This is a genomic window from Nocardioides sp. NPDC092400, from assembly GCF_040684155.1.
Classification (GTDB): domain Bacteria; phylum Actinomycetota; class Actinomycetes; order Propionibacteriales; family Nocardioidaceae; genus Nocardioides.
In genome coordinates this window covers 753,263-767,017 of the sequence record NZ_JBFBFJ010000001.1, presented here as the reverse complement: position 1 = coordinate 767,017, position 13,755 = coordinate 753,263, and the positions used below count along the sequence as shown (strand labels likewise).

At 72.8% G+C, this 13,755-nt stretch carries 13 protein-coding genes; 2 read left to right on the top strand and 11 right to left on the bottom strand.

Annotation, left to right across the window (positions count from 1 at the left end; all coding sequences use genetic code 11):
• Positions 1-14 precede the first annotated feature (14 nt).
• The 4 genes from infB to rimP all read right to left on the bottom strand — a co-directional run bounded on the left by infB (position 15) and on the right by rimP (position 4,960).
• Positions 15-2,948: a translation initiation factor IF-2 gene (infB, locus tag AB0N29_RS03760; RefSeq protein ID WP_364864210.1), complete on the bottom strand. Its 2,934-nt coding sequence runs from the start codon at positions 2,946-2,948 to the stop codon at positions 15-17.
• A gap of 87 nt (positions 2,949-3,035) precedes the next feature.
• On the bottom strand, positions 3,036-3,398 hold the full coding sequence (locus AB0N29_RS03755; protein WP_364864208.1) for a YlxR family protein: 363 nt from the start codon (positions 3,396-3,398) through the stop codon (positions 3,036-3,038).
• A 60-nt stretch (positions 3,399-3,458) separates the two neighbouring features.
• Positions 3,459-4,436 (bottom strand): transcription termination factor NusA, encoded by a 978-nt coding sequence (gene nusA / locus AB0N29_RS03750; RefSeq protein WP_302270629.1) that lies wholly within the window; start codon positions 4,434-4,436, stop codon positions 3,459-3,461.
• Positions 4,436-4,960 carry a ribosome maturation factor RimP gene (gene rimP / locus AB0N29_RS03745; RefSeq protein ID WP_364864205.1) on the bottom strand — a complete coding sequence of 175 codons (525 nt, stop codon included), beginning with the start codon at positions 4,958-4,960 and terminating at the stop codon, positions 4,436-4,438. The genes nusA and rimP overlap by 1 nt, the downstream gene beginning before the upstream one ends.
• Positions 4,961-5,048: 88 nt before the next feature.
• On the opposite strand from rimP, the gene AB0N29_RS03740 reads away from it, so the two are divergent.
• Positions 5,049-5,597, top strand: a complete 549-nt coding sequence (locus AB0N29_RS03740; RefSeq protein WP_364864203.1) for a hypothetical protein — start codon at positions 5,049-5,051, stop codon at positions 5,595-5,597.
• Positions 5,594-6,028, top strand: a complete 435-nt coding sequence (locus AB0N29_RS03735) for a ferritin-like domain-containing protein (RefSeq protein WP_302270626.1) — start codon at positions 5,594-5,596, stop codon at positions 6,026-6,028. The genes AB0N29_RS03740 and AB0N29_RS03735 overlap by 4 nt, the downstream gene beginning before the upstream one ends.
• Positions 6,029-6,203: 175 nt before the next feature.
• Here the strand turns inward: AB0N29_RS03735 and AB0N29_RS03730 are convergent, their stop codons facing one another.
• The 7 genes from AB0N29_RS03730 to dxr form a co-directional block, all read right to left on the bottom strand.
• Positions 6,204-6,959: an HAD family hydrolase gene (locus AB0N29_RS03730; RefSeq protein ID WP_302270625.1), complete on the bottom strand. Its 756-nt coding sequence runs from the start codon at positions 6,957-6,959 to the stop codon at positions 6,204-6,206.
• Positions 6,952-8,730, bottom strand: a complete 1,779-nt coding sequence (locus AB0N29_RS03725; protein ID WP_364864200.1) for a proline--tRNA ligase — start codon at positions 8,728-8,730, stop codon at positions 6,952-6,954. The genes AB0N29_RS03730 and AB0N29_RS03725 overlap by 8 nt, the downstream gene beginning before the upstream one ends.
• Before the next feature lie 61 nt (positions 8,731-8,791).
• Positions 8,792-9,154 (bottom strand): DoxX family protein, encoded by a 363-nt coding sequence (locus tag AB0N29_RS03720; RefSeq protein WP_302270623.1) that lies wholly within the window; start codon positions 9,152-9,154, stop codon positions 8,792-8,794.
• 59 nt (positions 9,155-9,213) lie between these two features.
• Entirely contained in the window at positions 9,214-10,059 is an 846-nt protein-coding gene (locus tag AB0N29_RS03715; RefSeq protein WP_364864197.1) for a GNAT family N-acetyltransferase, read from the bottom strand.
• A 25-nt stretch (positions 10,060-10,084) separates the two neighbouring features.
• Positions 10,085-11,236 (bottom strand): flavodoxin-dependent (E)-4-hydroxy-3-methylbut-2-enyl-diphosphate synthase, encoded by a 1,152-nt coding sequence (gene ispG / locus AB0N29_RS03710; protein ID WP_302270621.1) that lies wholly within the window; start codon positions 11,234-11,236, stop codon positions 10,085-10,087.
• A gap of 31 nt (positions 11,237-11,267) precedes the next feature.
• A complete protein-coding gene (locus AB0N29_RS03705) occupies positions 11,268-12,617 on the bottom strand; it encodes a site-2 protease family protein (protein WP_302270620.1) in 1,350 nt (449 codons plus the stop codon).
• Between the two features lie 21 nt (positions 12,618-12,638).
• A complete protein-coding gene (dxr, locus tag AB0N29_RS03700; protein ID WP_302270619.1) occupies positions 12,639-13,730 on the bottom strand; it encodes a 1-deoxy-D-xylulose-5-phosphate reductoisomerase in 1,092 nt (363 codons plus the stop codon).
• Positions 13,731-13,755 lie beyond the last annotated feature (25 nt).

The window sequence follows — 13,755 nt, the reverse complement described above, 5'->3', positions numbered from 1 at the left end:
CGACCGGGTGGTGATCAGCTGCGGGGGATCTCCCGCATCTCGAACGCCTCGACGACGTCGCCTTCCTTGATGTCCTGGAAGTTGCGCAGGACCAGACCGCACTCGAAGCCCTCGCGGACCTCGGACGCGTCGTCCTTCTCCCGCTTGAGCGACGCGAGGTCGAGGTTGTCGGCCACCACGGCGCCGTCACGGATGACGCGCACCTTGGCGTTGCGTCGGATGACGCCCGAGGTGACCATGCAGCCCGCGATGTTGCCGATCCGGGAGGAGCGGAAGATCGCACGGATCTCCGCCTGGCCCAGGGTCGACTCCTCGTACTCGGGCTTGAGCATGCCCTTGAGCGCCGCCTCGATCTCCTCGATCGCCTGGTAGATGACCGAGTAGTAGCGGATCTCGACACCCTCCTTGTCCGCCATCTCGGTCGCCTTGCCCTGGGGGCGGACGTTGAAGCCGATGATGATGGCGTCGGAGGCTGCGGCCAGGTCGACGTTGGTCTCGGTGATCGCACCGACACCGCGGTCGATGACCCGCAGCGTGACCTCGTCGCCGACGTCGATCTGCGACAGCGAGTCCTCGAGCGCCTCGACCGAACCGGACACGTCGCCCTTGAGGATCAGGTTGAGCTCCTGGCTCTGGCCCTTCTCCATGGAGGCCATGAAGTCCTCGAGCGTACGACGCACGCGGCGCTTGGCCTGCATGGCCGCCCGCTCGCGGGCCTCGCGCTTCTCGGCGATCTGACGGGCCATCCGGTCGTCCTCGACGACCAGGAAGTTCTGGCCCGCACCCGGCACTGCGGAGAGACCCAGAACCATCGCCGGACGCGCCGGCGTGGCCTCGGTCAGCTCGTTGCCGTGCTCGTCGAGCATCGCCCGGACCCGGCCGTGGGCCGGACCGGCGACGATCGAGTCGCCGACGCGGAGCGTTCCGCGCTGGACCAGGACCGTGGCGACCGGACCGCGACCGCGGTCCAGGTGCGCCTCGACCACGAGGCCCTGGGCGTCCTGCTTCGGGTTGGCCCGCAGGTCCAGCGACGCGTCGGCGGTCAGCACGACGGCCTCGAGGAGGCTGTCGAGGTTGAGCCCCGACTTGGCCGAGACGTCGACGAACATCGCGTCGCCGCCGTACTCCTCGGGGACCAGGCCGTACTCGGTCAGCTGGCCACGGACCTTGGTCGGGTCCGCCTCCGGCTTGTCGATCTTGTTGACCGCCACCACGATCGGCACCCCGGCGGCCTTGGCGTGGTTGAGCGCCTCGACCGTCTGGGGCATGACGCCGTCGTCGGCCGCGACCACGAGGATCGCGATGTCGGTGGCCTGGGCACCACGGGCACGCATGGCGGTGAACGCCTCGTGACCCGGGGTGTCGATGAGGGTGATGCGGCGCTGCTCGCCGTCGACCTCGGCCGCGACCTGGTAGGCACCGATGTGCTGGGTGATGCCACCGGCCTCCTTGTCGACGACGTTGGCGTTGCGCAGCGCGTCGAGGAGCTTGGTCTTTCCGTGGTCGACGTGACCCATGACCGTGACGACCGGGGGTCGCACGACCAGGTCGGCCTCGTCGCCCTCGTCCTCACCGAACTCGAGGTCGAAGGACTCGAGCAGCTCGCGGTCCTCGTCCTCGGGCGAGACGACCTGCACGACGTAGTTGAGCTCCTCGCCGAGCAGCTCGAGCGTGGCGTCGTTGACCGACTCGGTCGCGGTGACCATCTCGCCGAGGCTGAACAGCATCTGCACCAGCGAGGCGGCGTCGACGCCGATCCGCTCGGCGAAGTCGGTCAGGGACGCACCGCGAGGCAGCTTGACGGTCTCGCCGTCGCCCTTGCGGACGCGCACGCCGCCGATCGTCGGGGCCTGCATGGCCTCGAACTCCTGACGACGCGCCCGCTTGGACTTGCGACCGCGACGCGAGGGACCGCCGGGGCGACCGAACGCACCCTGGGTCTGACCGCGCTGGCCGGGACGGTTGCCGCCGCCGGGACGACCGGCGAAGCCACCGGGACGACCCGGGGCGCCGGCGCCGGCGCCACCCGGGCCACCGCGACCCGGAGCACCGGGACGACCGGGGGCGCCCGGACGGCCGGGACCGCCACCGGGACGACCCGGACCACCGGCGCGACCGCCGGGGCCGGCGCCGAAGGCGGCCGGGGACTTGGGCATCATCGCCGGGTTCGGACGGGGCATGCCCGGACGACCCGGAGCACCGCCGTCGCGACCGGCCGGCGGACGCGGCGGACGCTGGTCACCAGCGCCGGTGCCCGCACCGGCGCCGCCACCGGCGGGAGCGCCGCCGGCAGCCGGACCGGACGGAGCCGGACGCCGGCCCATGCCCTGGTTGGAGCTGAACGGGTTGTTGCCGGGACGCGGCGCGCCGGGGCGACCGACCGGGCGCGGAGCCGGGCTCGGGGCCTTCGGCGTGGCCGGAGCACCGGCCGACGCTGCGGGTGCGGCCGGCGTGGCGGGAGCGGCAGGAGCGGCCGGTGCCTGCTTGGCAGGCGCCTGCGGACGCTCGGGGGCCTTCTCCGGCTCCGGGGCCGGCTTGGCGGCCGGGCCGGGTCGCGGACCCGGCCGGGGGCCGGACGGCGCAGCCGGGGCAGCCGGAGCCGACGGGGCAGCCGGAGCCGACACCGCGGGAGCCGGCGCTGCCGGAGCCGTGGGCGCCGGGGCGGACGGGGTGGGCGCCGACTGCGCGGGGGCAGCCGGAGCGGGGGCCGCGGGTGCGGCCGGGGAGGCCTGCGGGGCCGCCTTCTCGGCGGGCGCGTCGGCCTGGGCGGAGCCGCCGGCAGCCTTCAGCTGCTCGCCGAACTCCTTCTTGAAGCGCATCTCGACGGGGGGCTCCACCGTGGAGCTCGCCGACTTGACGAACTCCCCCATCTCCTTGAGCTTCTCGAGAACGAACTTGCTCTCGACGCCGTACTGCTTGGCGAGCTCGTGAACTCGGGTCTTGGCCACGTTTCTCCTTCTGGCCCCGGACCCGCGCTCGGCGTCCTAGGACCGTTGGTGGTTGTGCAAACTCATTGGGAAGTACTCATCGAGTGCTCATGAGCTGCTGCTCCAGTTCCTGGTCGTGTCATCAGGTCGGACGTGCGTGCGAGCGATGTGCTCGGCCACCGGCGTGCTGGGGAGCCCGGGCGTGCCGCTGATCCTCAGGGCCCGGCCGAACGCCTTCCGGCGCACCGCGAGGTCGTAGCACTCCTGGGTGGGGTGCAGGTGTGCACCACGCCCCGGAACGGTGGCAGTCGGATCGGGGACCACGGCCGGACGGCCGTCGTCGCCCGAGCCGGCGGTCACCCGCAACAACTCGCGCTTGGCGGTCCGCCTCCGGCATCCGATGCAGGTCCGGACCGGCCCCGAGGGGTCGATGTCGTCCGGGCGTGCGGAGGACTGAGGAGAGCGAGCCACTGGCCTCAACCCTACCGGTTCGACGGCTCTTCACCGAACCGGGAGGGTCGAGGGCCGTTCTCAGGCGTCGTCGTCGGGCTCGTCGGAGCGGATGTCGATGCGCCATCCGGTCAGCCGGGCGGCGAGGCGCGCGTTCTGGCCCTCCTTGCCGATGGCGAGGGAGAGCTGGAAGTCCGGCACGACGACGCGGGCCGAGCGGGCGGCGGCGTCCACGACCTCCACGGAGGTGACGCGGGCCGGGGAGAGCGCGTTGGCGACCAGGGTGGCGGGGTCGTCGGACCAGTCGACGATGTCGATCTTCTCGCCGTTGAGCTCGGCCATCACGTTGCGCACGCGCTGGCCCATCGGGCCGATGCACGCGCCCTTGGGGTTGACCCCCGAGGCGGTGCTGTGGACGGCGATCTTGCTGCGGTGGCCGGCCTCGCGGGCGATCGCGGCGATCTCGACGGTGCCGTCGGCGATCTCCGGGACCTCGAGCGCGAAGAGCTTCTTGACCAGGCTCGGGTGCGAGCGCGACAGCGTGATCTGGGGACCGCGCATCCCCTTGCGGACCGAGACGACCAGGCACTTGATGCGGGTGCCGTGGCTGTAGTCCTCGCCCGGCACGCGCTCGCTGACGGGCAGGAGCGCCTCGACCTTCCCCAGGTCGACCATGACGTCGTCGGGGTTGCGACCCTGCTGGATGACGCCGGAGATGATGTCGCCCTCCTTGCCGGAGAACTCACCGAACCGCATCTCGTCCTCGGCGTCGCGCAGCCGCTGCAGCATGATCTGCTTGGCGGTCGTGGCGGCGATCCGGCCGAACCCCTGCGGGGTGTCGTCGTACTCCCCCACCGGGTTGCCCTCGTCGTCGACCTCGGTCGCCATCACGGTCACGTGGCCGGACTTGCGGTCGAGCTCGACGCGCGCACGCTCCTGCGCGCCGGGGGTCTTGTGGTACGCCGTGAGCAGGGCCTGCTCGATCGCCTCGACGAGGACGTCGAAGGAGATCTCCTTCTCCCGCTCCAGCATCCGCAGGATGCTCAGGTCGATGTCCATCAGGACTCCTCCTCCTCGAGGCCCTCGGCCTCGTCCGGACCCTCGTCGGGGTCGGCCTTGCGGTTGAACTCGACCTGGACGAGCGCCTTGGCGACCTCGGTGTACGCCACCCGCCGCGCGCGGCCGGTCACGTCGAGCGTGACGCCGTCGTCGTCGGACGCGGTCACCCGGCCGGTGAGGGTCTGGCCGTCGGTCGTGGTGACCTTGACCAGGCGGTCGGCGTTGCGGCGCCAGTGGCGCGGGAGGGTCAGCGGGCGGTCGACGCCCCGGGAGGTGACCTCGAGGGTGTAGGGCTGCTCGCCCATCACGTCGGAGGCCTCCAGCACGCGGTCCACCTCGCGGGTGGCCTCGGCGACGTCGTCGAGGGTGACCCCGCCGTCCTTGTCGACCGCGACGCGGAGCACGCGCCGCTTCCCGGCCGGGGTGATCTCGACCGCCTCGACGTCGAGCCCCAGCTTCTTCAGGGGGTCGCGGAGCTCGTCCTCGATCCGACCCCGGACGGCGTCCTGCTTGCCTGTGGTCACGGGTGCGCGACCTCCCTGTTCTGTTGTCCTGCACGTGCCGGTGTCCGGACACCATAACGCCCGGGAGGACGGACGTTAGGGTCACGCCGTGCCCTCCCTCCCGACCGCCTCCCGACGCACCGTCGTCGGGGTGGCTGCGGTCACCCTCGGGCCCCTCGTGGGGGGCGCGCTGGCCGGCTGCGACGCCGACCTCGACGGCCTGCTGCCCGGCGGCGACCAGCCCGGCGCGGCGTCGCCGGCGCCCGACCCGGACGCCGACGAGGCGCTCGTCGAGGAGGTCGTGGGCGAGGTGGCGGCCCAGCTGTCGCTGGTCGCGGCCGTGCGGGTCCGCCACCCCAGGCTCCGCCCGGTGCTGGCCGGCTTGGAGGCGGTGCACGTCGCCCACCTCGAGGCGCTCGAGGGCACGCAGGAAGGCCCGTCCGCCCCGCCGACCGCGGACGCCGCCGCCGCGCTCGCGCTGGCCCGCCGCCGCGAGATCGCCCACCAGCGGCGGCTGGCCGGCGCCGCGGTGCGCGCCGACAGCGGCCCCCTGGCCCAGCTGCTGGCCTCCATGGCCGCGGCGGTCGCCCAGCAGCTCACGGTCCTCCCCCGGACCGGCGCCGGGGCCTCGCCCTCCTCGCCGGGGGCGTCCTCGTGACCACCCTGGAGGCGCTGCGGACCACCCTCGCGGCCGAGCACGCCGCGCTCTACGTCGTGGGCGCGCTCGGCGCGCAGACGTCGCAGTCCGGCGCCCCGGGCCTGTACGCCGCGCTGCAGGACGCCTACGTCCAGCACCGCGCGCAGCGCGACCGTCTCGAGCGCGAGCTGCTGGACCGCGGCGCCGACCCGGTGGCGGCGGAGCCGGCCTACGAGCTCCCCGAGCGCCTCGGCACCACCGCGGCGGTCGAGCGCCGGGCCCTGCAGCTGGAGACCGACTGCGCCGCGACGTACGCCGCACTGGTCGCGCACAGCGCGGGACCGCTGCGGCGCTGGGCGGTGGAGGTGCTCGTGCGCACAGCGGTCCGCGAGCTCGCCTTCCGGGGAACGCCCGAGATGTTCCCCGGAGTGCGCGAGCACGCGGACCGCTGACGCGACCCGGACACGGTGGGTCCTGAGGGAGCCGTCCGAGGTGGGGACCGACGGGGAACTCCCTCGTGCAGAACTCTGCATCACCGCAGGTCCCGGGCGCGATGCCGGCGACCCCTCAGGTTCTCGCATTGCACGAACCTGCAGACCGGCGGGCGAGAGCGACCGCCCCGCGCGGTCAGTACCAGCGGCTGACGACCTCGTGGACCTCGCCGATCCGCTGCACCACGGCGTCCGGACTGCCCTCGGCGTGGCCGACCTGCTCGGGCGGGATGACGCTGTGCGGGACGTGCACCGCCCGGAGGCCGGCCTGCTGGGCTCCCCAGACGTCGTCGTAGAGCCGGTCGCCGACGTACACGCAGCGGGCGGGGTCGCTCGCGCCCACGGCGTCCATCGCAGCGCGGAAGGCCAGCGGCGAGGGCTTGGTCCACGGGATCTCGCTGGTGTAGACGTCGCCGTCCAGCAGGTCCAGCACGCCGTCGCGCTCGAAGAACCCGCGGTGCCACGAGCGCGGCCAGATCGTGTTGGAGAGCACGCCGACCTTGACGCCGTCGGCGCGAAGGGCCTCGAGCAGCGGGCGCACCTCGGGGTCGGTCCCGGTGTGCGGCTCCCAGAACTCGTAGTAGGCCGTCAGCAGCTCGGGGTCGTGCTCGAGGCCCGCCGCGGTGAAGAGGTCGCCGATCGTGGCGCTTTCCTGGTGGTCGCGGCTGCGGCCCCAGACGACGGAGCCGGCGGCGTGCAGGCGCTCGGCGTGGAGGTGGCGGTCGTCGTCCTTCGACGGGGTCGCGACCACGGCCGCGGCCAGCGCCAGCGACTCGGCGTGGAAGTCCACGTCGTGCCACCGGGTCAGCGTGCCGCCCCAGTCGAAGATCACCGCCTCGACGCCGCGCCCGCCGGCTCGGCCCGGAGTCCCGGGACGGCGCGGCTCAGGCACGGACGAGGCGCACCACGTGGTCGACCACGTGGTCGGCGGGGACCTGCTCGCGCTCGCCGGTGCGTCGGTCCTTGACCTCGATGACGCCGTCGGCGAGGCCCTTGCCGACCACGACGATCGTCGGGACGCCGATCAGCTCGGCGTCCTTGAACTTCACCCCGGGGCTGACCTTGCCCGGGCGGTCGTCGAAGAGCACGTCGATGCCCTGGTTGGACAGCTCGTGGGCGACGCGCTCGGCGGCGGCGAAGACGGCCTCGTCCTTGCCGGTGGCCACCAGGTGCACGTCGGCCGGCGCGACGTGGCGCGGCCAGCACAGGCCCAGCTCGTCGGCGGTGCCCTCGGCGATGGCCGCGACGGCGCGCGAGGGGCCGATGCCGTAGGAGCCCATCGTGACGGTGACCAGCTTGCCGTTCTCGTCGAGCACCTGCAGGCCCAGCGCGTCGGCGTACTTGCGGCCGAGCTGGAAGATGTGGCCCATCTCGATGCCGCGGGCGGTCTCCAGGACGCCGCCGTCGCAGGCGGGGCACGGGTCGCCGTCACGGACCTCGGCGGCCTCGATGGTGCCGTCGGGGGTGAAGTCGCGTCCGGCGACCAGGTCGAGGACGTGGCTGCCGTCGACGTCGGCGCCGGTCACCCACCGGGTGCCCTCGACGACGCGGGGGTCGACGAGGTAGCGGATGCCCGAGGCGTTGTCCTCCCCCAGCACGCCGGGGCCGATGTAGCCCTTGACCAGCGCGGGGTGCTTGCGCAGCTCCGCCTCGTCCATCGGCTCGACCTCGATCGGCTCGAGCTGACCCTCGAGCCGCTTCTGGTCGACCTCGCGGTCGCCGGGCAGGCCGATCGCGAGCGGCTCGCGGGTGCCGTCGGGGTGCTTGAGGGTCACCAGGACGTTCTTGAGCGTGTCGCCGGCGTGCCAGGGCCGGTCCGCGCGCGGGTACGCCGCGTTGAGGTGGTCGACGAGCGTCTCGATCGTGGGCGTGCCGGGGGTGGCCTCGGCGTGGGCGGCCGGCGCGTCGTCGTACGGCACCGGCTGCGGCGCGCGGACCTGGACGGCCTCGACGTTCGCGGCGTAGTCGCAGGTGGTGCAGCGGACGTAGGTGTCCTCGCCGACCGCGGCCTTGGCGAGGAACTCCTCGGACCTCGAGCCGCCCATGGCCCCCGAGGTGGCCCGGACGATGGCGTACTCGAACCCGAGCCGGTCGAAGATCCGGATGTAGGCGTCGCGGTGGCGCTGGTAGCTCTCCTCCAGGCCGGCGTCGTCGACGTCGAAGGAGTAGGAGTCCTTCATGATGAACTCGCGGCCGCGCAGCAACCCGGCGCGGGGACGCGCCTCGTCGCGGTACTTCGTCTGGATCTGGTACAGCGCGAGCGGGAGGTCCTTGTAGGAGGAGTACAGGTCCTTGACGAGGAGCGTGAACATCTCCTCGTGGGTCGGGCCGAGCAGGTAGTCGCCGCCCTTGCGGTCCTGCAGGCGGAACAGCCCGTCGCCGTACTCGGTCCAGCGGTTGGTGGCCTCGTAGGGCTCCCGGGGCAGCAGCGCGGGGAAGCTGACCTCCTGGGCACCGATCCCGTCCATCTCGTCGCGGACGATGTCCTCGATCCGGCGCAGCACCCGCAGGCCCAGCGGCAGCCAGGTGTAGATGCCGGGGGCGGCGCGGCGGATGTACCCGGCGCGCACGAGCAGCTTGTGGCTGGGGACCTCCGCGTCCGCCGGGTCGTCGCGCAGCGTGCGGACGAAGAGGCTCGACATGCGCAGGATCCGGGCGGTCATGGGCGCAAGGGTACGGCGGGCGGTCCCCCGCCGGCGCACCGGTTCCGAGCCGTCCGCCGGGTCAGGCGCGGGCCGCCTTCAGCGCGGCGCGGATCATCGGCAGCTGCATCGGCAGCCGGCCCAGCGCGATCGCCTTGAACCGGGTGTTGCGGGTCCGCATGGCGTCCTGCGCCATCTGCACGTTGCCCGGGAAGACGCCGAGCAGCACCGCCACGCTGGCGTACGCCGCGACCTTGCGCGTGGCGGGCAGGGCCATGCCCGCGGCGCAGGCCAGCTCGGCGACGCCGCTGGCGTAGATCAGCTCGCGGTGGGCGGGCACCCAGGCCGGCATCAGCGGCTCGAAGACCTGGGGGCGGACCAGGTGGACGACCCCGCTGACGGTGAAGCCGGTGGCGAGGACCTTGGCGCTCAGGGGCAGGCTCATGCGCCCAGCGTGGCAGACCCGGCGGGGCGCGGGCTCAGGACCGGCTCAGGACGCCGCGGTCAGAACATCACGGTGGAGAAGCGGGCCGTCTCGCGGAAGCCCACGCGGTGGTAGGCGCGGCGGGCCGGCTCGTTCCACTCGTTGACGTAGAGCGAGACCACCGGGGCGACCTCGGTGCGGACCAGCTCCACCACGGCGGCCATGCCGCTCTCGGCCAGCCCCTGGCCGCGGTGGTCCGGCGGCACCCACACCCCCTGGATCTGGGCGGCGTACGGCGAGGCGCAGGCGACCTCGGCCTTGAAGACCAGCCGGTCACCCTCGAAGGCGGCGAAGGACCAGCCGCGGTTCATCAGCTGGGTGACCCGCGCCCGGTAGAGCTCCGCGCCGCCGCCCTGCTCGGGCGAGACGCCGACCTCCTCGGTGTACATCGCCACGCACGCGGGGTAGAGCTCGGGCATGTCCTGCCGCGTCGTACGACGCACCCGCGGGTCCGGCTCGATCTCCGGCGGACCGGTCATCTCCAGGTGGGGCTGCTGCCAGCGCAGCTCGCGCGGGCGGCCCCAGCTGTCCGCGACGCCGTTCCAGAACTCCTGGACCGGCTCGTGGGGGCCGACGATGGTCGAGACGGTCCGGCCGCGGGCCAGCGCTCGCTCGGCGAAGGCCCGGGCGTCGTCGGGCGAGGCGCCGATCGGCACCAGGTTCGCGCCGACGTGGCAGGCGGCCACGAGCTGGCCGTCGGCGTACCGGCCCCACATCTCACCGCCGAGCCAGCGCGGCTCGAGGTTGGTGGTGCGGGCGCGGTAGTCGGCGAAGACGTTGACCACCGGGTCGCGGCCGGTCAGCTCGAGGAAGGCGCCGAGGTCGGCCGCCCCGAGGGGGCGCACACCGTGACGCGTCGACAGCACGTCGGCAGCCTACGCGACCGACGCGTCAGCCGACGGTGACCTCGGCGGCGGCGCCGTCGATGCTCTCCATGCCCTCCGCGATGCGCATGGCCTCCTCGATGAGGGTCTCCACGATCTGCGACTCCGGCACGGTCTTGATGACCTCGCCCTTGACGAAGATCTGCCCCTTGCCGTTGCCGGAGGCGACGCCGAGATCGGCCTCGCGCGCCTCGCCGGGACCGTTGACGACGCAGCCCATGACCGCGACGCGCAGCGGGACCTCCATGCCCTCGAGGCCGGCGGTCACCTCGTCGGCGAGCTTGTAGACGTCGACCTGGGCGCGGCCGCAGGACGGGCAGGAGACGATCTCGAGCTTGCGCGGGCGCAGGTTGAGCGACTGCAGGATCTGGATGCCGACCTTGACCTCCTCCACCGGCGGGGCGGAGAGGGAGACGCGGATCGTGTCGCCGATGCCCTGCGACAGCAGGGCACCGAAGGCGGTGGCCGACTTGATGGTGCCCTGGAAGGCCGGGCCGGCCTCGGTGACACCGAGGTGGAGCGGCCAGTCGCCCTCGGCGGCGAGCAGCTCGTAGGCGCGGACCATGACGACCGGGTCGTTGTGCTTGACCGAGATCTTGAAGTCGCGGAAGCCGTGCTCCTCGAAGAGGCCCGCCTCCCACTTCGCGGACTCCACGAGCGCCTCGGGGGTGGCCTTGCCGTACTTCTCCATCAGCCGCTTGTCCAGCGAGCCGGCGTTGACGCCGATCCGGATCGAGGTGCCGCGGTCCGCGGCGGCCCGCGCGATCTCCTTGACCTGGTCGTCGAACTTCTTGATGTTGCCCGGGTTCACCCGCACGGCGGCGCAGCCGGCGTCGATCGCGGCGAAGACGTACTTGGGCTGGAAGTGGATGTCGGCGATGACCGGGATCTGGCTCTTCGCGGCGATCGCGGGCAGGGCCTCGGCGTCGTCCTGGCTCGGGCACGCCACGCGCACGATGTCGCAGCCCGACGCGGTGAGCTCGGCGATCTGCTGGAGGGTGGCGTTGATGTCCGCGGTGACCGTCGTGGTCATCGACTGCACCGAGACCGGGTGGTCGCTGCCGACGCCCACCTTGCCGACCTGGATCTGGCGGGTCTTGCGGCGGGGCGCGAGCACCGGCGGCGGCGCTGCGGGCATCCCCAGGCTGATGGCGGTCATGCCCTCCAGCCTACGGGCCGCCCAGGCACGGTCACGACTCGAGATGCAGCGGCACGACGAGGTCGCCGACGATCAGCACGACGCCCATCACCAGCATGGCCGAGGCGACGACGTACGCGACCGGCAGCAGCTTGGCGGCGTCGACGTACCCGGGGTCGGGGCGGCCGACGACCCGGGCGAAGCCGCGGCGGACTGCCTCCCACAGCGCGCTGGCGATGTGGCCGCCGTCGAGCGGGAGCAGCGGCAGGAAGTTGAACATGCCGATGAAGAAGTTGAACCCGGCGATCAGCAGCAGCAGGAAGACGGCCTTGTCGCCGCCGGGGATCTCCTCGTGCGAGGTGGTCTCCCCCGCGAGGCGGCCGCCGCCGACGATGCTGACCGGGCCCTCGGGGTCGCGCTCCTCGAGGCCGACGATCGCCTGGCCGACGTCCCACACCTTCGCCGGGAGCGTCCCGAGGGCCACGAAGGTGTCCTTGGTCATCTCCCCCATCTGGCCCAGGGTGTAGCCGATGCCGCCGCTCACGAGGTCGGCGCTCGGCGAGATGCCGAGGAACCCGACCTGCTGCAGCGTCTCGTCGGTCGCCGAGGTCGGCCGCGCCGAGACGGTCGTGTTGGTGACCACGGTCTGCTGCTCGCCGTCGCGCTCGATGACGATCTCCGCGCGGCCGTCGTCGTTGCCGCGGATCAGGTCCTGCAGCTGCTCCCAGTCCGCCACCGGCGTGCCGTTGAAGGAGACGAACCGGTCACCCGGCTGCAGCCCCGCCTCGACGGCCGGCGTGGCGGGGTCCTCGTCGGTGCAGACGCGACCGTCCTCGGCCGCCGGGACCACGCACTTCTGCACCGAGCTGACGACCGGCTGGATCTCGACGTCGCCGGGGTTGCCGTAGGTCCCGAAGACCGAGGCGTAGATGCCGAACGCGATGAGGATGTTGACCGTCGGACCCCCGGCCATCACGACGACCTTCTTCCACCAGGCCATCTTGTAGAACAGGCGCCCGTCGTCGCCGGGCTGGACCAGCTCCCACTCCGCCGCGCGGGCGTCGGAGATCAGCTGGGTGAACATGCCGGTGTTGGACTTGCGGACCTTCACGACCTGCTGGCCGTGCTCGTCGTACGTCACCTCGTCGGCGACCGCGGTGGCGCCCGGGGGCAGCATCCCGATGATCTTCACGTACCCGCCGAGCGGGATGGCCTTCAGGCCGTACTCGGTCTCGCCGACCTTCCTGCTCCACACGGTGGGGCCGAACCCGATCATGTACTGGGTGACCTTCCCGCCGAACCGCTTGGCGGGGATCATGTGGCCGAGCTCGTGCAGGCCGATCGAGGCGAGGATGGCGACGACGAAGGTCACCACTCCGAGCAGGTAGAGCAACGCGGTCATCCGGGTCCGATCAGGGGTGGGTCACGAGACGAGCTCCTCGGCCCGGCGACGTGCCCAGGCGTCGGCAGCGAGGACGTCGTCGACGGAGAGGTGCTCGATCGAGGGTACGTCGTGCTCGCTGAGAACGGCCTGAACCGTGGGCACGATGTCGATGAAGCCGAGCCGCCCGCGGCGGAAGGCGTCGACGCAGACCTCGTTGGCCGCGTTGTAGACCGCGGGCGCGGTGGCGCCGCGCTCCCCGGCCGCCCGGGCCAGCGACACCGCGGGGAACGCCTCGTCGTCGAGCGGGTGGAACTCCCAGGTCTCGGTCCGGGTCCAGTCGACCGCGGGCGCGGCGTCCGGCACCCGGTCGGGCCAGGCCAGGCCCAGCGCGATCGGGATCATCATGGTCGGCGGGCTCGCCTGCACCAGCGTGGAGCCGTCGACGAACTCCACCATCGAGTGCACGACGCTCGTCGGGTGGACCACGACCTCGATCCGGTCGTAGGGGATACCGAAGAGCAGGTGCGCCTCGATCACCTCCAGCCCCTTGTTGACCAGCGTCGCGGAGTTGATCGTGATCACCGGGCCCATCGCCCAGGTGGGGTGCGCCATCGCCTGCTCGGGGGTGACGTCGGCGAGCTCCGCGCGGGTGCGTCCGCGGAACGGCCCTCCGCTGGCGGTCAGCACCAGGCGCCGCACCTCCTCGGGCGAGCCGCCGCGCAGGCACTGGGCCAGCGCCGAGTGCTCGGAGTCCACCGGCACGATCTGGCCGGGCCGCGCGCGCTCGAGTACGAGCGGGCCGCCCATGACCAGCGACTCCTTGTTGGCCAGCGCCAGGGTGGTGCCCGCGTCGAGCGCGGCGAGCGTCGGGCGCAGCCCGACCGCACCGGTGATGCCGTTGAGCACGACGTCCGCCTCCATCGAGGCGGCCTCGACCGAGGCGTCCTCCCCCAGCCCGGCGTACGCCGGCCGCAGCTCGGCGACCTGCTGCTCGAACAGCTCGGGGTGGGAGCCGCCGGCGGTCAGCCCGACGACGCGGAAGCGGTCGGGGTTGGCCCGGACCAGGTCGATCGCCTGGGTGCCGATGGAGCCGGTCGAGCCGAGGATGACGATGTCGCGGCGGGCAGTCACCCGCCCAGTCTCCCAGCCGGCGCCC

What these genes read in the sequence shown, in the direction of transcription:
- nusA (WP_302270629.1), bottom strand. Translation starts at nt 4,436, where the DNA reads ATGGACATCGACCTGAGCATCCTGCGGATGCTGGAGCGGGAGAAGGAG.
- AB0N29_RS03725 (WP_364864200.1), bottom strand. Translation starts at nt 8,730, where the DNA reads ATGACCGCCCGGATCCTGCGCATGTCGAGCCTCTTCGTCCGCACGCTG.
- AB0N29_RS03720 (WP_302270623.1), bottom strand. Translation starts at nt 9,154, where the DNA reads ATGAGCCTGCCCCTGAGCGCCAAGGTCCTCGCCACCGGCTTCACCGTC.
- ispG (WP_302270621.1), bottom strand. Translation starts at nt 11,236, where the DNA reads ATGACCGCCATCAGCCTGGGGATGCCCGCAGCGCCGCCGCCGGTGCTC.
- AB0N29_RS03705 (WP_302270620.1), bottom strand. Translation starts at nt 12,617, where the DNA reads ATGACCGCGTTGCTCTACCTGCTCGGAGTGGTGACCTTCGTCGTCGCC.